Annotated in this window: 15 protein-coding genes; 7 read left to right on the forward strand and 8 right to left on the reverse strand. The window is 59.8% G+C overall.

All coding sequences use genetic code 11. From position 1 onward, the window contains the following. Positions 1 to 28: 28 nt before the first annotated feature. Both IC50_RS02665 and IC50_RS02670 read left to right on the forward strand, forming a co-directional pair. Positions 29 to 2,230, forward strand: a complete 2,202-nt coding sequence (locus IC50_RS02665) for a Wzz/FepE/Etk N-terminal domain-containing protein (protein ID WP_035700070.1) — start codon at positions 29 to 31, stop codon at positions 2,228 to 2,230. Positions 2,231 to 2,724: 494 nt separating this feature from the next. After that, a complete protein-coding gene (locus tag IC50_RS02670; protein ID WP_035700071.1) occupies positions 2,725 to 3,012 on the forward strand; it encodes a hypothetical protein in 288 nt (95 codons plus the stop codon). Positions 3,013 to 3,053: 41 nt separating this feature from the next. On the opposite strand, the gene IC50_RS02675 is transcribed toward IC50_RS02670, so the two are convergent. After that, complete coding sequence (locus tag IC50_RS02675) at positions 3,054 to 4,484, reverse strand: undecaprenyl-phosphate glucose phosphotransferase (protein ID WP_035700073.1); 1,431 nt, start codon at positions 4,482 to 4,484, stop codon at positions 3,054 to 3,056. A 631-nt stretch (positions 4,485 to 5,115) separates the two neighbouring features. Between IC50_RS02675 and IC50_RS02680 the strand changes: the two genes are divergently transcribed. After that, a complete protein-coding gene (locus tag IC50_RS02680; protein ID WP_035700075.1) occupies positions 5,116 to 5,853 on the forward strand; it encodes a metallophosphoesterase family protein in 738 nt (245 codons plus the stop codon). Between the two features lie 38 nt (positions 5,854 to 5,891). Here the strand turns inward: IC50_RS02680 and IC50_RS02685 are convergent, their stop codons facing one another. Then, complete coding sequence (locus tag IC50_RS02685) at positions 5,892 to 6,167, reverse strand: hypothetical protein (RefSeq protein ID WP_035700077.1); 276 nt, start codon at positions 6,165 to 6,167, stop codon at positions 5,892 to 5,894. 594 nt (positions 6,168 to 6,761) lie between these two features. Between IC50_RS02685 and IC50_RS02695 the strand changes: the two genes are divergently transcribed. Continuing rightward, positions 6,762 to 7,028, forward strand: a complete 267-nt coding sequence (locus tag IC50_RS02695; RefSeq protein ID WP_035700081.1) for a hypothetical protein — start codon at positions 6,762 to 6,764, stop codon at positions 7,026 to 7,028. 599 nt (positions 7,029 to 7,627) lie between these two features. Here IC50_RS02695 and IC50_RS02700 read toward each other — a convergent pair. From IC50_RS02700 to IC50_RS02720, 5 genes are all read right to left on the reverse strand, one after another. Further along, complete coding sequence (locus IC50_RS02700) at positions 7,628 to 7,918, reverse strand: hypothetical protein (protein WP_244429506.1); 291 nt, start codon at positions 7,916 to 7,918, stop codon at positions 7,628 to 7,630. 715 nt (positions 7,919 to 8,633) lie between these two features. Then, positions 8,634 to 9,239: a WcaF family extracellular polysaccharide biosynthesis acetyltransferase gene (locus IC50_RS02705; protein ID WP_050990857.1), complete on the reverse strand. Its 606-nt coding sequence runs from the start codon at positions 9,237 to 9,239 to the stop codon at positions 8,634 to 8,636. A gap of 34 nt (positions 9,240 to 9,273) precedes the next feature. Continuing rightward, positions 9,274 to 10,236 carry a GDP-L-fucose synthase gene (fcl, locus tag IC50_RS02710; protein ID WP_035700082.1) on the reverse strand — a complete coding sequence of 321 codons (963 nt, stop codon included), beginning with the start codon at positions 10,234 to 10,236 and terminating at the stop codon, positions 9,274 to 9,276. Continuing rightward, entirely contained in the window at positions 10,217 to 11,287 is a 1,071-nt protein-coding gene (gene gmd / locus IC50_RS02715) for a GDP-mannose 4,6-dehydratase (RefSeq protein WP_035700084.1), read from the reverse strand. The genes fcl and gmd overlap by 20 nt, the downstream gene beginning before the upstream one ends. Positions 11,288 to 11,440: 153 nt before the next feature. Then, positions 11,441 to 12,745, reverse strand: a complete 1,305-nt coding sequence (locus tag IC50_RS02720) for a WcaI family glycosyltransferase (protein WP_050990859.1) — start codon at positions 12,743 to 12,745, stop codon at positions 11,441 to 11,443. A gap of 581 nt (positions 12,746 to 13,326) precedes the next feature. On the opposite strand from IC50_RS02720, the gene IC50_RS41015 reads away from it, so the two are divergent. Further along, on the forward strand, positions 13,327 to 13,641 hold the full coding sequence (locus IC50_RS41015; protein WP_035700086.1) for a hypothetical protein: 315 nt from the start codon (positions 13,327 to 13,329) through the stop codon (positions 13,639 to 13,641). On the opposite strand, the gene IC50_RS02730 is transcribed toward IC50_RS41015, so the two are convergent. After that, positions 13,638 to 14,666 carry an ABC transporter substrate-binding protein gene (locus tag IC50_RS02730; protein WP_244429507.1) on the reverse strand — a complete coding sequence of 343 codons (1,029 nt, stop codon included), beginning with the start codon at positions 14,664 to 14,666 and terminating at the stop codon, positions 13,638 to 13,640. The genes IC50_RS41015 and IC50_RS02730 overlap by 4 nt on opposite strands. Before the next feature lie 189 nt (positions 14,667 to 14,855). Here IC50_RS02730 and IC50_RS02735 point away from each other — a divergent pair, with 189 nt between their 5' ends. Further along, on the forward strand, positions 14,856 to 16,355 hold the full coding sequence (locus IC50_RS02735) for an undecaprenyl-phosphate glucose phosphotransferase (RefSeq protein WP_081492327.1): 1,500 nt from the start codon (positions 14,856 to 14,858) through the stop codon (positions 16,353 to 16,355). A 231-nt stretch (positions 16,356 to 16,586) separates the two neighbouring features. Continuing rightward, positions 16,587 to 17,807: a hypothetical protein gene (locus tag IC50_RS02740; protein WP_035700088.1), complete on the forward strand. Its 1,221-nt coding sequence runs from the start codon at positions 16,587 to 16,589 to the stop codon at positions 17,805 to 17,807. The last annotated feature ends 4 nt before the right edge of the window (positions 17,808 to 17,811 follow it).

Here is a 17,811-nt window from a genome sequence, read left to right on the forward strand (position 1 = left end):
GCGATCCCCAAAGGCAGCGAATTTACAGATGTACCAGCCCAGAGAACATTTCCAGTCGGGCCACCGCTTCGGCATCGAATTCGGCGGAGCGGTCCTCAGCTTCGAGCGCGTGGCCGATGTGCTGCGCCGCCAGTGGCCGATCATCGCGGCTTGCGTCGGAGCTTCGCTGGCCCTGGTGATCGTGTACCTGGCCACGGCGCAGCCCATGTATACGGCGAATGCCCGCATCATGATGGATACGCGTCAGGCGCAGGTGCTGGACAAGGACAGCAACACCAGCAGCGCTCTGATCGATACCGGCTATGTCGACAGCCAGGTCGAAATCATCAATTCGGACGACCTGATTCTGTCCGTTGTCCGTCGCCTGAAGCTGACGGAGGATCCGGAGTTCAATGGTTCGAATCCGGGCCTCCTCTCCCTCATCCTCGGCAAGGTCATGTCGCCGTTTCGCTCCGGCGAACCGGCGTCCCAGGAGCGAATCGAACATGCCGTGGTCGAGCAGGTTCAGAAGAATCTGCGGACGGAACGCGTCCTGACGACGTATGTCTTGTCGCTGAACTATCGCGCGCGGAGCCCTGACAAGGCCGCCAAGATCGCCAATGCCATCGCCAATGCCTACCTCGTCGGCGCCCTGGAAGCCAAATATCAGTCCACCAAGCGGGCAACCGAGTGGCTTCAGCAGCGCAGCCTCGAGCTGAGCGAGCAGGCAACGGCAAGTGACCGCGCCGTGCAGACCTTCAAGGCCGAGCACAACATCGTCGGAACCAGCCGCGGCCTGATGTCCGAGCAGCAATTGTCGGACCTGAATACGCAGCTGGTTCAAGCGCGGGCTGCAACAGCCGAGGCCAAGGCCCGCCTCGACCGGATCACCGCGATCTCGGACCAGGACGTCGCACAATCGACGGTGACCGACGCTCTCAACAACTCGGTCATCACGCGGCTGCGCGCGCAATATCTCGATCTCGCGGCCCAGTATGCCGACTGGTCCAAGCGTTACGGCAAGACCCATCTTGCCGCGGTCAATTTGGCCAACAAGATGGAGGAAATCCGCAAGAACATGGCGGACGAACTGCATCGGATCGGAGACGCCTATCGCAGCGACTACGAGATCGCGAAGAGCCGGGAGGCTTCTCTCGACAAAAGCGTGAAGGATCTCGTCGCCCAAGCCGGTCACACCAGCCAGGCCGAAGTCAAGCTGCGCGATCTCGAAAGCGCCGCCGACACCTACCGCAACCTCTACAACAATTTCCTCGAGAAGCTGCAAAGCGCGACGCAGAATCAGAGCTTCCCGCTCAGCGAGGCCCGTCTCATCAGCACCGCCACCAAGCCGGATCGCAAGAGCTCTCCGCGCACGGTCCTGGCGCTGGTGGGCGGCCTGGTAGGCGGCCTCTGTCTCGGCTTCGGCGTCGCATTCGCGCGTGAGCTGCTGAGCGACGTGCTGCGGACCCCCGGCGAGGTCGAGGACGAGCTCGGCGTGAAGTGCCTCGGCGTCCTGCCCGATATCCGACCGTCCAAGAAGGCCGGCCCCTCCGATCTGTCTCGCTACGTCGTCGATCATCCGTTCTCGCGGTTTGCGGAGACGCTGCGCAACATCAAGGTGTCGATCGACGTTGCCCGCCTGACCCGCGAGATCAAGGTGATCGGCATCGTCTCTTCCCTCCCCAAGGAAGGCAAGACGACCGTCGCCGCCAACTTCGCGCAGTTGATCGCTCTCACGGGACACCGCACGGTTCTGATCGACGGCGATCTGCACACGCGCTCGCTGACGCGAGAGCTCGCGCCCAATGCCAAGAGCGGACTGGTGGAGGCGCTGAACGATCCCGCGAGCCTCGGCTACCACGTGCAGCGGAGCAAGGAAACGGGACTGGATTTCCTCCCCTCCGTGGTAGCTTCCCGCATGGTGAATTCGGCGGACGTCATCGGATCGAAGGCGATGGCCGAACTGCTCAAGGTGCTGAGAGAGCACTATGAGTACATCGTGATCGATCTCGCCCCGGTGATGCCGGTGGCGGATTCGAAGGCCGTCAGCTTCCTGATCGATGCCATGGTCTACGTCATCGAATGGGGGCAGACGACACGAAGCGCCCTCCAGGAGTCGGTTTCCGGGTCGGAAGTCCTCCAGAAGAAACTGCTCGGCGCCGTGCTCAACCGCGCCAACCCGAAGATGCTCAAGCGCATCGAGGCCTATAAGGGCAAGCACCACAACAGCTACTACGTCGAGCATGCCTGAGCGGAGGCAGCGCGCCTCCCGTTCGCGCGGGCGGAGGAGGTCGGGCGCCGTGCTTCACCCTCCCCGACACCGATGTGGAGCCTCCCCGGCGGGGTGAGCGGCTCGGCAAATCAGCGCTGATCGTGCTTCAGCTGGACTGGCTCGGATCTTGCCGGCCACAGGGCCGCGCTTCTTCATGGGATCGTTGGTCGAGCCAAATTGCTGCGGGGGAGGATCTCTCTCGTTCGGGAGCTGCCAAGCGGACTTGGTCCCCTGCGCGTCCGGCTCGCTATCTCCGTATTCGTCCGGAATCCACAACTTGCAGTTATTGCTCTAGCCAAAAGCAAGGATTGACGACAAAGATGGTGGCCAGGACAGTGCGGCCATTGGCGACCATCCGTCGAAAAGACGCGACAATCCTGGCCTTGACGCCTCAAATTGCCGAAACTTTAGGCATCTTTCCTTCTCGGCACCCTGAGGCTAATCTCGCCTCATATTCCTTTCCGGTGGCTCGGATGCTGATCGCGCTTACGATTCTGACTATTTGGGTTCTGCTCAACATTCTATTTGTGTTGATCGTAGTTCCCCCGCGCAAGCCGCTCCGGCAGCCGATGACGACGACGCTCTCACCGGCGCCCATCGACCCAAGCCGGCGAGAGATCGAGCAGGACGAACCCTTCTCGATCCGCCACGTCATCGTCTCCGTTGCAATGGGAGCCTTCTTCGTGCTCGTGCCGCCCCTGCTCGCCCTGCGCGATGCCATCATGCGGCTGTTCGGCAAGCCGCCGCGGAATGGAACCTGAGGCCTCGGGTCCGAGGTTCCGGCAATTCAGAAATTGAGCGACTAATAGGCTTCCTGGAACATCACTGCGGATGCTGTGCGGGCCATGATCTTCAGGTCGAGCCAGATGCTCCAGTTGCTAACGTACCAGACGTCATACTCGACACGTTTCTCCATCAGGTCGATCGTCGGCGTTTCTCCCCTGAAACCGTTCACCTGGGCCCAGCCCGTCAGGCCCGGCTTCATGTGATGGCGGTAGACGTACTTGCTGATGAGCTCGTCGTAGTAGTTGTCATGGGCGAGCGCGTGCGGGCGCGGTCCAACCAGTGACATGTCCCCACGCAGCACGTTCCAGAGCTGCGGCAGCTCGTCGATGCTGGTCATCCGCAGGAAGCGCCCGATCTTGGTGACCCGAGCATCCCTCTTGGTCGCCTGGGCAATCGTTTCGCCGTTCTCGCAAACGGTCATGGTTCGAAACTTCCAGATCTCAAACGGCCTGCCGTTAAAGCCGCGGCGCGACTGCCGGAATATGACGGTTCCCGGTGAATCCAGCTTGATCAGCACGGCGACGGTCAGCAGCAGCGGCGTCAGCATCACGAGCGCGAACAGGGCGACACCGATGTCGAGACAGCGCTTTTGCAGCCGCTCGAGAATAGTGAGCGGGGGACGCTGGATCTCAACCGCTACGGTTCCGCTGACCGGCAGAAAAGGTCGGGTCACCAGGTCAGCGACCGGATCGTCCGGCAGCAGGCGAATGGGCTGCGGGACGGCGCGCAGATATGGACCGAGCTTGCGCAGCATCGGCAATTCGTTCCAGTCGATCGCAAGCAGATATTCATCGACATCAGCCGAACGCGACTGACGGATGACGTCGCGGATCTGTCGCTCCCAGTGCCCATCATCCCGGTCGGTTCCGAGCACGAAATGGCGCATGACGTCGAAGCCGTTCCTCCGCAGATCCTTGAAGCGGTTCGAGGTGAAGTCGAGCGGCTTCAGGCTGAGCAGGATCACCTTGCGGTCGACCAGGCGGCTTCTCGCAAAGCTCGTGCCGAACACGGCCTGCCAGCCGAAGCGGAGGCTGATCAAGCCAAGCCCGCCGATCAAGGCGAACACGATGACGGTGCCTCGCGACAGATTGTCCGTCGATTTCAGCAGGAAGGCCGCAACGGCAAGGATCGTGAGCGACGTCAGCCAGATAAACACCGCCATTCGAAGCTGCCATACGAGATTGAGCAGGCGGTGCGTGGAATAGACGTCCCGGAAATAGGCAATCCCGACGAACACCACGCCGACAAACAATCCGGCTCCCACCGATGCGCCGTCGGGAGGCGAAGCGACGGCCATACCATACAACGAAGCACCCGCCGCATAGCTCAACAGGATCAACAGAAAGTCAGCGGCGATGACGACGATCTGAAAAGGCCTCTGAAGAGCGCTGCCGCGCGCGGATGACAGCGCATGAGCGTTCTCAGAACCATAAGTTGCAACAGCCATTCGAACCTCTGCTTATCGAGAGAGTGCCTGACGCTCATCGTGATGCTGAAGACTCGTCAATTCCCCGCACGGAAAGTGTTGATTGATCGCAGCGACATTGTGGCGCTGCACGCAAAACTTTTGCGGCGCACGGACGATGCGTCGTGTTGAAATACGCACGCGAAATTCGACGCGCTGAAAATGTCGTCACAGTGCTGACATATGAGCGAACGGACTGCCCTATTTTGAATCAAGTTCCGCGTCCGATGCGATACCGATCGTTGCATCAACGCTACTTCGCTCAACTTTGAGGCGTTGCGTTGCTCCCGCCGAAGCAAAGCCGAGGCCGGCACGAGAATTTCCCCGGATTTCTATCTATGGATGCATGCAAAGATTTGCTCCGAGTCATGCAGACTTGCCGCAAGCTTCGAAGCAGCGATGCAATTCCTGCGGGCCACTCCTGTTCCTGGACCCCCGCCGTCCCTGCCGCCGAAACAGGGTCGGCAAAAGATGCCGCGCCCTTCTTTTGGCGCGATCAGGTCGGAGAACAAAGGCGCGGCCCCACCGAATTCGCGTTGTTCGTGTTGGATGGAAGCTCTCCGGTGCCTGCGACTTGGGGACATTTTTTCGACCACCCGATCGATTGAGCGCCATGAACCCTCTCGCGCGACCACGCCCGCCGATTCCCAAACCGCAATTGCCGGACGGCGTCCGCATCTATGCGATCTCGGATATTCACGGCTGCGCGCATTTGCTCCAGCCCATGCTGCGGGTGATCGACGCCGACGTCGAGCGCAGCCGGCCGCGCTATGCCGTCGAAGTGTTCATGGGCGATTACATCGATCGCGGCCCGGATACGCGCTCGACCCTCGACATCCTGGTCGAGCGGAGCCGCCGGGGAAATGCGGTCTTCCTCAAGGGCAACCACGAGGCCTTTCTGGTGAGGGTGTTCGAAGACCCTTCCCTGTTCGAGGACTGGATTGCCTTCGGCGGGGCCCAGACATTGATGTCGTACGGACTTGCCCCGCCGGATCTCAAGCGCGACGAACCGGCATCGATCATGCGCGATTTGATTCGCGCGATGCCGACCGAGCATCTGGAATTCCTGGACAACCTGCGGCTGAGCTTCAGTTGCGGAGACTTCTTTTTCGTCCACGCCGGCGTTCGCCCGGGCGTTCCTTTGGCCGAGCAGACGGAGCGCGATCTGCTCTGGATTCGCGAGGAATTCCTCCGGAGCGAGGAGCAGTTCGGCAAGTATATTGTCCACGGTCATACGCCGGTCCGCAGCGCGGAATTCCTGACCAACCGCGTCAACATCGACACCGGCGCCTATGCGACCGGCAACCTCACCCTGATGAGCATCCAGGGAAGCCGCATGCTCGCGGTGTGACACGGACGCGGCATGCCCGCCACGGCGAAGGGCTTCGCCTAGTTCAGCAAGCGGGGCTTCTCCACCCGGGCACGGGTTTCGGCCATCCAATCGTTCCAGGCCCGCTCATGTTTGACGTAGAGCTCGAGCCAACGCTCGTTCTCACCCTCGCGAACACAACGCTGCTCGCCAGCCAAACCAGCGCTCAAGCGAGCATTCGGATTGTCCAGGGTTTCGAATTCGATTGTCTCGGAGATCGTCAACCCAACGAGCACACGCTGTCCGGCGCCATCGACGATGTAGCGCCGAGGCGCGTCCTTCTTGGGTTCACTCATACGTCATGCCCCATTCGTTTCAGTGAGACCCCGGATCCCTGCGCCCCAATCGGACCTTACCTAAAAGGCTCGCCGGGCATGGCCGAATGTCGAGGTGGGAGTCGGCCGGGCCACTCGACGCGAGATGCCGCAGGATGAGTTCGCAGGTCCTCGCTGGACGCGCCAGGCGCGCAATGCGTATCCCAAGATGAGGCCTGTGCCGAAAATGGAAGCGGTGACAAGTGCAGAAGCCATAGGAGTCGTCCCGGATAGTGCGAGACTTATCAAGGCCAAGCAGTGTGTCGACATCATGGTTTTCATCGATTCCTGGCGCCGAAAGATTGTTCAGGCGTGATCTCTCGTGCGCATGCAGCGCTTGTGCCGGCCCGGCGGGCCTCCCATGCATCTCATCTCGGCAGCAACGCTCGAGTTCTTTCCACAAGCGCCACTCTCTATATAGAGAGAGAGTGCTCGCGGCCTTCGCATCCTGTTGCCGTCGAACGGACGCCTCTTTCTCGCGCACGAAATTTAGAGCAATCGAGCCAGCCCACGCCCTTGCAACCATCTGGAACCCGTCGCATTATTTCGTATCTCATTCACGAGGGATACAATCCAATGAACTTCCGCGCCGTTATCTCATCCATTGCCCTGTCTGCCCTCGGCCTCACCTTGGCGGTATCCGTCGCTCCGGCCGCCGAGCTCTCCCTTGCTCCGGCACATCAGCGGTCGGCCCACGTCCAAGGCGGATTTGTGCTATGGGATGACGTCTACCCGCCCGCAATTTACGGCCCCCAGCTTCGCCCGGTCGAGGAAGTCGCAGCCATGAAGGCGCAGGCGCGCCCGGTGTCCCAGCGCTGGTGGGGCTATTGGTACGTCCGGTAGGAAACCGGAGCGAATCGACTTCAGCTACTTGGTGCTGAACACCAAAGGCCCCGGATTGACCGGGGTCGATCGCCTGATGTGAGCCGGCGCATTCTCCAAGGCTGCTTCTCGTCATTTTGGCTCGGGCAAGTATCGCCCAGATGCCTCGCGAGTGACAGCAGGCAAACCTGCAAGCCGAAGACATAGTCTGACGGATCGTACCCAAGTTGGGTCATGCGCAAGACGTCACGGCGCGCCATTTCACCGCTGCAACTCCGGGTCGGCTCTCGCTCACAGATATCACCCGCATCCCGACTGAGGAGGGCTAGCAGTATCCGGCTGCCGTCATGGACCTTCTCGAGATCCTGGGCGATGCGCGACCACATGCGCTCGAACTCGTATCATCCGCACTGACGATCGCGATCCGTCAGCCACGGTCCGCTGCCGGATTGATCAATCGTTCCGATGGCGGCGTGCCGTGTGCCCCCAAGGAACATCGCGCACGGCAAAGCAACCAAAGGACGAATCTTGTTAAGATTGAAACTTGTACTTGTTAGTGTAGGATTAAGGGAGAGTCCGCTATTTCTCCCTTGCGGATTGCAGCATCCCCAACCGTCGTTTTACAGATCCAGCTGGCTGCGCAAAGCGTCACGCTCGTCGAGAAGTTCTCGTAGTTGTCGAGCATTGTCGGATTGAGTCTCCTGCCACTCGATGCGGTCCTCGGCAGTCCACAGGAAAGACTCGCGATTGAACCGAGCTTTCTCTGCCCTATCAAACTCCGTAAAGAGCTTGATGTCGCGCTCAACCTGGTCCAGTTGCTCCTGGAGAGTTCTTGGCATCAGCCGTTCCCTCGGCCCTGCCTCTAGCCCATTTCGATTTTCCGAGTATTCGGCGTAGCGATCAATAGGCATTCACTCCCCTCGGGCGCATGGATCGTCGCTCGGACATCACCGCAGAGGTTGCATTTTCTGGGTCTACATATCCCTACTTTTCGATTGAGGTCAAACGAGGACGGCTGCGGCGCGACGTTTGATCTGGAGCGGCCGAGAGCCGTGATCCGGAATACCTCATCGAGGAACATAGGGGCGGTCATGCCGAGCCCCGAACATCGAAGGTCATGACCTTCCGACAATCCCGTGGACGCGCACTTCGGACTTGCCCGCTTCGCAGGAGCCGCAGTCAGCCGAGCCTAGGCTCTGGCCGCGAGTGCCGAATGAGAGTGCAACAGGATTGCTGCAATTCACTTGCCCTGAGAACAGCTCGCAAGAGCTGCATGTAATTTAACGTTGAATTATGAATTGATTGCAACTCGCGCCCGAGCCGGCCCGTGAGCGCTCCAGGTCGAGAACCAAGGGTGTCGCGCGAAATCTCTCCGGTCGTCGATTCGCCACGGCCGAAGCTCCGAAAATCGCGATGAACCGGTGATGTTCATATCGGACTCCGCGATGACGTCGGCCCAAACGCCCGAGCTTATTGATCGCATCGCCCAACCAACCAATCGCTTCGTTTCATTCCATGGTTGGTGCATCAACGCCCTTTGGTTGGCCGGATGGTGCTGGATCCGTTGCACGTCGATCGCCGGAAGACGACGCAGGACCAGGATCTTGGACCCGCAGCTCAAGCCAACTAGCGGCGCGGATCGGATTGCTCTGAGAGTGCATTGCGGGACTTGTCCCCACCGGACGCGCGGCGATCGCGCACGACCCGCGCGGGCTCGCCAATGGCCACGACCTCGGGAGGAACGTCCCTGAGCACGGTGCTCCGCGCGCCGACGACGGCGCCTCTGCCCACCTTCACGCCCGGCGCAACAAACACGTCGCTGGCGATCCAGACTTGATCGCCGACCGTGATCGGGGCGGTGATGTAGCTGAACGCGATGTCGTCCATGTCATGCGATCCCGTGCAGAGATAGGATCGCTGCGAAATTACCGAATGAGAGCCGATCGAAATGAAATCCAGGCTATACAGTTCGACGTGATCGCCGACCCAGGAAAAGTCCCCTATCTCGGTCTTCCAGGGGTAGGTCACGCGCACCGTCGGGCGCAGCAGCACCTTACGGCCGATCTTTGCTCCGAACAGACGCAACAGAAAACGCCGCCATGCAAAAAAGGGCTGAGGCGAAAGTGCAAAGAGCGTCGATTGAACGACCTGCCAAAGCACCACGACGACCGCTCCCCGTCCGCGAAATCCCGGCGGCACACGAAACTGATCCAACTTCTGGAACTCGCGCATTCTGGTAAATTCGGCCGAGAGGGAGGACTATGTTTCACCCGCTGTCTATAGCGGATGCCTGGGTCCTCAGGTAGGCCTCGTAGGCGCGCCGCATCCCGGCCTCCAACGGAGTCCTGGCCTGCCACCCGAGTGCTGAGAGACGACTGACATCAAGCAGCTTGCGCGGCGTTCCGTCGGGACGCGTCGGGTCGAAGACGACGTCTCCCTGATAGTCGACGATACCGGCGATCATATGGGCGAGCTCAGCGATGGTAATGTCGCTGCCAGTCCCGATGTTGATCGGCCTCTCGTCGGAATATTTCTTCATCAGGTGAATACAAGCATCCGCCATGTCGTCAACGAAGAGAAACTCGCGGCGCGGCGAGCCGCTCCCCCAGACGACGACGCTCTTGTTTCCGGCGACCTTGGCTTCGTGAAAGCGTCGGATCAGGGCCGCTGCGACATGGCTGTATTCCGGGTGATAGTTGTCCCCGGGGCCATAGAGATTGCTCGGCATCACGCTGATGAAGTCGGAGCCATATTGGCGCCGATAAGCCTCCGCCATCTTGATGCCGGCGATCTTGGCGATGGCATAGGGCTCGTTGGTCGGCTCAAGCAGACCAGTCAAGATCGATTCTTCGCGCAGCGGCTGAGGCGCGAATTTCGGATAGATACAGGATGAACCGAGAAACATCAGCTTCTCGGCACCGTTTGCATGTGCAGCGTGGATGACGTTAGCCGCGATTGCAATGTTCTCGTAGATGAACTCGGCGCCAAGCTTGTCGTTCGCGGCAATTCCTCCCACCTTGGCCGCTGCGACGAACACGACCTGCGGCCGCATCCTTGCGAACCAATCGAACACCTGAGCTTGGTTGGTCAGGTCGATTTCGCTTCGCTTCGCGGTGAGCAACCGCACGTCTTCTTGCGCGAGCCTGCGCACCAGTGCAGCACCGACCATCCCACGATGCCCGGCGACGTAGACGCTCTTGCCCTTCAGATCAAACTCCGTGGCTGGCACTCGATCGCTCCCGCCTTGCATCCTTCAGATCGCTTGCCACCATCTCGTGCACCAGCTGGCCGAACGTCCGCTTCGGCTTCCAACCCAGCACCCGGTTCGCCTTGCTGGCATCGCCAACCAGAATGTCCACCTCGGTTGGCCGGAAGTAGGTCGGGTCGATTCGAACCACCGTCTTGCCGCTGCTTCGGTCGACGCCAATCTCATCAACGCCCTTGCCGCGCCATTCGATCTCGCGTCCCACCTCCCTGAAGGAGAGTTCAACCATCTCGCGCACCGAGCGGGTCTCACCAGTGGCAAGCACGAAATCGCCCGGCTTATCCGCCTGCATGATCAAGTGCATCCCTTCGACATAGTCCTTGGCATGCCCCCAGTCTCGTTTCGCCTCGAGATTGCCGAGGTAAAGCGTATCCTCGATCCCGACCTCGATGCGGGCCACAGCGCGCGTGATCTTGCGGGTTACGAACGTTTCACCGCGGATGGGGCTCTCGTGGTTGAACAGGATGCCGTTGCTGGCAAACATCCCGTAGGCCTCGCGGTAGTTGACCGTGATCCAGTATCCGTAGAGCTTCGCGACACCGTAGGGCGAGCGCGGATAGAACGGCGTTGTCTCCCTCTGCGGGATCTCCTGCACCAACCCATACAGTTCGGACGTGGATGCCTGGTAGAACCGCGTATCCTTCTCCATGCCCAGGATGCGGATCGCCTCCAAAAGCCTCAGTACCCCGATTGCGTCGGCGTTCGCGGTGTATTCGGGACTCTCGAAACTGACGCCGACATGGCTCTGCGCCGCCAGATTGTAGATCTCCGTCGGCTTGATCTGCTGCACGAGCCTGATCAGATTGGTGGAATCCGTCATGTCGCCGTAGTGCATCAGGAACGGCACCTCACCAACGTGCGGGTCCCGATATAGATGATCGACACGAGCCGTATTGAAGGAAGACGAACGCCGTTTGATGCCATGAACGACATAACCGAGCGATACGAGGTGCTCGGCGAGATATGCACCGTCTTGTCCAGTAACGCCCGTAATTAGCGCAACACGTCCACTCATATGCAAAAACCTGCCGTTGACCGCCGGGATTGGAGACAAATACGATGATGATAGAATGGCTCAACCACCGGAGACATGTAGAAGCGACCTTCCATGCAGGTCAATCGTAGCCGGCACGGATCATTAACGCAGGAGACATCCTGACGTGTCGCGTCAGGACAGAGGAAGAGCGTCATCGATCGATGCCGCCGCCTTCCCGGAAACCACACCTGGCCCGTGTTCAGATCTGCCCGGCCGACCGCAGATCGAACTCATGCTCGCGATCCAGCGACGCACGATGGTACGGCGGTCCCAACGCTCGATGGAACGCTTTCGTCCCTCTGCACCGAGCCTCTCGCGAAGAGAGGGATCTTCGCTCAACTGAAGAATGGCATCTGCAAGCGATCGAACGTCTCCCGCCGGAACGAGCAGGCCGGCACCCTGCACTTCGGCAGCAAGCCCCGTGCCCCGTTCTGCCATCGCGACGACGGGACGCGCGGACGCAAACATCGCCCCCAACTTGGACGGCAATACGAGATCGGCCGCCTCCGCCCTCTGCGGGACTACGTGAAGGTCGGCCGTCGCCAGCAATTCGTTGAAACTTTCGTTCGGCTGCAGTCCCAGGAAATGGACTCTCGGATTCTCAGAGGCCATCTCCACCAGTCTTGCCTTGTGCGGCCCTTCACCTGCCAGAATGAAATGCAGTCGCGGATTGCGCCGAAGAAGGGCGGCGGCTTCGACGAGGAGGTCAAGTCCTTGCTTCGCCGACATGGTCCCGGAGTAGAGAGCAACGACGTCATCTTCGTCGATATTCAGGGATGTGCGATATCTGGTCTTCTTCGGACGGGGAAATATCGCATCCGTGTCGATCCAGTTCCGGATCTCGGTCGTTCTCTGCGGATCAACGTCTTTGTCCCACAAACGCTCCACCATTTGCGGACAGATGCTGGAAACGCGATCAAACGATCTGAGGACCGCCGCCTCCGCCTTGAGCATCACCTTTCGCAGTGAAGCATTCCGGAGCAGGCCCAGACCGTATGCGGCATCAATCTCGAAGTCTTGTACATGAAGCCACGACTTGGCATCGATACGACGAGCAACAAAGGAAGCAAATCGGGCCGACATCAACGACGGCGCGACTGAAATGATGATGTCGGGCCGCCAGCAATATGCATCGATCAGCGCCGGCACCAGGCTTGTCAGTGCAAAGGACAGGTGATGAATCAGACGCCTTGCACCGGTCGGCTGCCTGGGAACGTAGATCGGCGCTCGCACTACGCTCACGCCCTCCATCATCGAGCGCCTGAAATAGGAGGTATTCAAACCGGCGGGGATGCTCCAGGCCGGATAGTAGGGAGGCGCCGTAACGACCCTCACCTCATGGCCCTCGGCAACAAGGCTTTCGCAAAGCTCCGTATTGTATTTGGCCACACCGATCAGATCGGGAGCGTAATTGATGCCGATCAAAAGAATGCGCATTCAATCCAATTCCTGAACGATAACTCGTATCCAAAACTCGAGACAGCCAAGGATCACCGCATTGGCTCAACAGCCTCCGCTGAACGATCGCTGCCGCGGCGGCTAATCGCCGCTTGAACTCCGGTGCGAAATCAAGGGAACTACGCCTGGTACAGGCCCGCCAATCATCGGAGACGAGCTTCGCTCCACGTCGACACGGCACGGCTTGTGCCAATCTTGGCAGCCTGATCTTGGCAGCCTGACCGAACTCAGCCCCGCAGTCCGTGAACCTTCGGGCCAGAACGTGCGCTTGCGCAACGCGCCAGTCTCTCGCTCCCCACACTTTCGCTGCGAGGTGGTGGCAGCTCTCATTAACGGAGTAAAGAAATGATCATTTTAATGATGAACGCGCACCGCCGAGAGCCGTCAAGCAACAACGGAAGCCTTCCGAGAAACGCCCCTCCTAGTAAGCCCGGCGAAGGATCGGGCTGGTCTCCGCTATACAGACCCGGTCCCAATACCAGCCGTAGGGAGTTTCCACGCGAACTTGAGGGCAACGCCGCCGCGGCACATAGCGGTAAGGATAAGATTGAGCCCAGAAGGTGACCGGCAACACGTGCTCGACCGGCGCCGGGACTACGGGTGCCGAGACTAGGGGTGCCGGCAACTGCATCGCAGCGATTGCCTGCGGCCCGGCCAACAGGACCATTGCCGATACCAACAACCCCAAACGCCGGATAGTCTTCTTCGCCATCGCCTTCCCCTGCGCTCGCCAGCCGGCGACGAAATTCGCCAAACTAGAATATTTCAAAATTCAGCCGGATATCGAGTTTATTGTTTATCAACGGGATCAGAAAAAGGCAACGGACCATGGCGCGCCCATCCACCACCACGGAATGTCTCATCGGGTCCGCTAGAAGGCGCCCGCCCCCTCCTTTTCCGGCGCTCGCCGGTATTCGCCCCTGACGAATTGTTTGCTGACAGCCTGAAACAGCGGCGCGTTCTCCCGGCCAAGACCCGCGAAGACCAGGATGTCGCGCAGCGTTCGCCACCGACTTTCGTCGTATTCGCCTATTCGGGCGCCAACAGGCAGCACAAGCGACCGCTGCTGCTCCAATTCGAACTTGACGCGCTCAGGAACGAGGCGCGACCGGTCAAAATCGACAATGATCGGAATCGCCCGGCTGTAGTCGGCATAGGCAAATTGCCACCCCCGAACCAAGCCGTGCAACAGGTCGGCCATTGCGGACGGCCGGTCTCGAATCAGATCGTTGCTGGCGAAATAAACCTGTCCAGGCACGTGGATTGCGTAGTCCTGAGGTTTCATGACGCTCAATGGGACGTAGTCCGCGCTTGTCTGGCTGGGCTGCTGATCGATCGGGACAACGATTGCGTCCACGTCCCCGGACCTCAACGCCTGGAAGTTGGCCCGGTCGGGGACTTTGACAATCCGACTACGTGGCAATCGAAGCTTGGCCATCATGGCGTCAAAGACGACCTCTGCCTCACTCCCCTCGCGGCAACCGATGCGCTTGCCGATGAGGTCGTCCGGGCGATGCAAGCCCGACCGCTCCAGCGCAAAAATCGCCACCGAGGTGTCGAGAAAGCTGGCTGCAAAGGCAGTGACAGGAGTCCCCCGCCAAACGGCAAGCAAGAACTTCTGACCGGTCGTCACCCCGATTGCATTCTCCCGCGCAACCGTTTCGACGAAACCAGGATCGTCTGGAAGGGCTCTCAATGCGACGCCTCGCCTGAAATAGCCCTCCCTGGCAGCAATCATCTCCCCGGCGAAGCGGGCGGAGTAGGGCCCATCCAGGAAGAAGCCGGCGTGAAACGAGGAATCGGCGGGGGTGTGGACGGGCGCGACATCAGGAACCAAGGCAAAGACAACAAGGCCGGTCGCGGACAGCGCCGCGAGACCAATCGCCACCCGGCGCGTCACCGTTGATCCCGATCGCCGCCGTCGGTGACGCATGCACGTATCCTCTTCCGACCTTCGAATTTTGTGTTCCAAATGGCAGATTTAGGATAATGAGATCACAAGAAGTAAGGTTATTTTTTCATTCGTCTTTCGGCTACTGCCTTTCCTGATAGCACCCAACCCGATCTTTCCTTGTCCTGAGTTGATATTATGACAATTGCATCGGCTCGCCCGACCTCCGCCGCGGACAGTCCGGTAGAAATTCACGTGCTCGACGAGGCGAATCCGGCACGCGCAAGTTTAGCAGTGAGATGGTGGCGACCGAACATTGTTGAACTGCTGGCTCTTGTGGCCGACGCCATCATCATCGTGGCAAGCGGCGCTGGCTGTGCTGCCGGATACCAGATCTATGCGCGGCCGGAGCACGACCAGCTCGACGTCTACACCGCGCTCAGCCTCGTCGTCGCGCTCAACTTCGTGCTTCTGATCAAGGTTCAGCACGGCTACGCTCTCAAGAACTTTACCGACCTGCCGCGGCTATTCAAAAAGACACTGGCAACGTGGACCGCCCTGTTCGGCGCGCTGATCGTTATCACCTTTGCGATAAAGGCCAGCAATCAAATCTCGCGCGGCACGATAATCTCGTTCTACCTGGTCGCGCCAGTTCTGCTTCTGCCGGCGAAGGCAGCCATTGCGCGATTTGTCACGACTGCGTTGCGGAACGGCGGCGCCTTCGCCAGGCGCCGCGCCGTGGCGATCGCCGAGCGCGGGTTGGCATCATCGGAGGCCATGGCAGAACTCACACAGCATGGCTACCGGATCACGCGGATCATGGAGCTCCGCCCGGAGTGTCTGACTTCGCCGTCGTTGATTCCGTCGATCGGTCCGCGCCTTGACGACTTTATCGCCTACGCGCGAGAGAACCAGATCGAACAGGTGTTCCTGCTGCTCAGGTGGGATCATTGGCACGCGATCGACATGATCGCGGACGCGATGAGAATCCTTCCGATACCGGTAAATCTCGTCTCCGATCCAGACGTCTCGAGGTTCTTGCGCTACCCGGTCGCGACGGCCGGAAGCAGCATGATTGCAGAGATACGGCGCGCACCAATTTCGCGGCAAGAACAGGCTCTCAAACGCGCGTTCGACCTGATCGGCGCCAGCCTCGGCCTGCTGGTGTTCGCACCGGTCATGCTGATGACCGCGATCCTGATCAAATGCACATCGAGCGGCCCGGTGCTCTTTCGGCAAACCCGGAACGGCTTCAACGGTCGCGCCTTCAAGATCTACAAGTTTCGGACGATGCGCGTGCTGGAAGATGGGCCGATCATTCCGCAGGCGCGCAGGAACGATCCTCGCGTAACTCCGGTCGGCAGATGGCTACGCAAGACCTCGATCGACGAACTGCCGCAGCTCTTCAATGTCCTGCTGGGCGACATGTCGCTGGTCGGCCCCCGCCCCCACGCGGCTGCGCACAACTCGGAGTATGAGCAGGTCATCAGCAACTACGCGTTTCGCCAACACGTTAAACCAGGCATCACTGGCTGGGCTCAGGTCAACGGCTACCGCGGCGAAACGCTGACCGTCAGTATGATGAAGTCCAGGGTCGACCTGGACCTGTGGTACATCAACAACTGGAGCATCTGGCTCGACGCGAAGATCATCTTGCGCACCGTGGTACAAGTGACTCGCGATCCCGTGGCCTATTGATGTCTTGCCCCGCTTCCCTCCAGTAGAGGCAGCCCATTCATCCAGCGATGCTGCCAATCGTATGGGCGCGCGCCCGATCGTGGATTCGTTCACTCAGAATGAGAATTAGGCAATTAACTTTGTCCTCAAACAAGCTCGCATCAGGGCTCCGCATCATCCTATAACGTTGTGCGATCAGAGCACCACCGCCAAGCCCCAGCGCCCGCCAGCAGCAATCCAGTTTCAGGAAAGATGAAAACCTACCTCATCAAATATTTCGTCCTGGGCAGCGAGCAGGTCATCTTCAGCTTCTCCAATTTCTTCTACCTGGCGGTGATTGCGCGCCGGCTGCCGCTGGCCGAATTCGCCGAGCTGAGCCTTGGATATACCTGCTATCTCATTCTCATTGGCGCTCATCACGCGGTCATCTGCGATCCCATCATCGCGACCGGAATCAGCGCACAGGCCAGTCAACAATCATTGTTGCGGCGCCTGTGGACGGTCAATGTATCCTTTGGCTGCCTGGCACTGGCCGCAGGATGCGCACTCGTCTTGAACAGCAGCACTCACGAGGTGCAAACGCTCACAGTTGTTGCTCTAGCTTGCCTGTTCTTCAGCTTTGCCGGTCCGGTCCAGTTCGTTCGGCGAATTATGCACATTCAGGGACACGTGCAAGCCTCCGCCATCGCAGCAGCGGCTTACGCAACTGTCCTGATCGGGTCAGCCTGGATGCTGCCCCACGTCAATCTGGAATCGCACTTTGCATATACCGTACCCTTCATCCTCGGCAATCTGGTCTTCCTTGTCTCAGCTTGGCGAAACATCCCTCACAAGCTCAACGACAGCCAGAACATCTCCCTGAAGTCCCATTTCCGGGCGGGGTACTCGTTCCTGATCAACAACCTCCTCGGCCTCGCGACGACAAATGTCTATCCGTTCGTGTTCGTGTTTCTGAACTCGCCCGAAGCCGTTGCAAGCTATCGACTGATGTTCGCCGTGATAGCTCCATTCGCTCAGTTGCTTGGCGGGCTCTCAGGATTCATCACGCCGCGCATTGCGGTCGCGAAGATCAGCCAGATTGAAACCCCTCACCTGCTCATCCTGACTCTGATCGTCTTCGCTCCGCTTCCGTTGGCCGTGATGGCAATCTGGTTCGGCAACGACGCGGCCTCTCTCATCTTCGGAGCCAAGTATGCCGCACTCGGAGGTTCCATCCCAGTTGCATTGATCTCGACGAGCTTCGCCCTCGCACTTGCCACCGTGAGCATGTGGCTGAGGGCCAATCAGCGGCTGGGCCTGATGCAGGCCGGCAGCTTGATCGCCGCGGCGATAACCGCCGTCATCGCGATCCCCAGTTGCCTGGCCCTTGGAGTTACCGGCGCGTTCGTCTCCCTGGCGATTGCCAATGGCGCCGCGGCGCTTTGGGTAGCATTCAAGGGAGCCTCGGGCCGTATCCGAACGCAGCCCGGTTAACCTC

It is taken from the genome of Bradyrhizobium genomosp. I (2014), assembly GCF_000261685.1.
Classification (GTDB): Bacteria; Pseudomonadota; Alphaproteobacteria; order Rhizobiales; family Xanthobacteraceae; genus Bradyrhizobium.

What these genes read in the sequence shown, in the direction of transcription:
- IC50_RS02670 (WP_035700071.1), top strand. Translation starts at nt 2,725, where the DNA reads ATGCTGATCGCGCTTACGATTCTGACTATTTGGGTTCTGCTCAACATT.
- IC50_RS02740 (WP_035700088.1), top strand. Translation starts at nt 16,587, where the DNA reads ATGAAAACCTACCTCATCAAATATTTCGTCCTGGGCAGCGAGCAGGTC.
- IC50_RS02735 (WP_081492327.1), top strand. Translation starts at nt 14,856, where the DNA reads ATGACAATTGCATCGGCTCGCCCGACCTCCGCCGCGGACAGTCCGGTA.
- gmd (WP_035700084.1), bottom strand. Translation starts at nt 11,287, where the DNA reads ATGAGTGGACGTGTTGCGCTAATTACGGGCGTTACTGGACAAGACGGT.
- IC50_RS02680 (WP_035700075.1), top strand. Translation starts at nt 5,116, where the DNA reads ATGAACCCTCTCGCGCGACCACGCCCGCCGATTCCCAAACCGCAATTG.
- IC50_RS02695 (WP_035700081.1), top strand. Translation starts at nt 6,762, where the DNA reads ATGAACTTCCGCGCCGTTATCTCATCCATTGCCCTGTCTGCCCTCGGC.
- IC50_RS02705 (WP_050990857.1), bottom strand. Translation starts at nt 9,239, where the DNA reads ATGCGCGAGTTCCAGAAGTTGGATCAGTTTCGTGTGCCGCCGGGATTT.
- IC50_RS02720 (WP_050990859.1), bottom strand. Translation starts at nt 12,745, where the DNA reads ATGCGCATTCTTTTGATCGGCATCAATTACGCTCCCGATCTGATCGGT.
- IC50_RS02675 (WP_035700073.1), bottom strand. Translation starts at nt 4,484, where the DNA reads ATGGCTGTTGCAACTTATGGTTCTGAGAACGCTCATGCGCTGTCATCC.
- IC50_RS02685 (WP_035700077.1), bottom strand. Translation starts at nt 6,167, where the DNA reads ATGAGTGAACCCAAGAAGGACGCGCCTCGGCGCTACATCGTCGATGGC.
- IC50_RS02665 (WP_035700070.1), top strand. Translation starts at nt 29, where the DNA reads ATGTACCAGCCCAGAGAACATTTCCAGTCGGGCCACCGCTTCGGCATC.
- IC50_RS02700 (WP_244429506.1), bottom strand. Translation starts at nt 7,918, where the DNA reads ATGCCTATTGATCGCTACGCCGAATACTCGGAAAATCGAAATGGGCTA.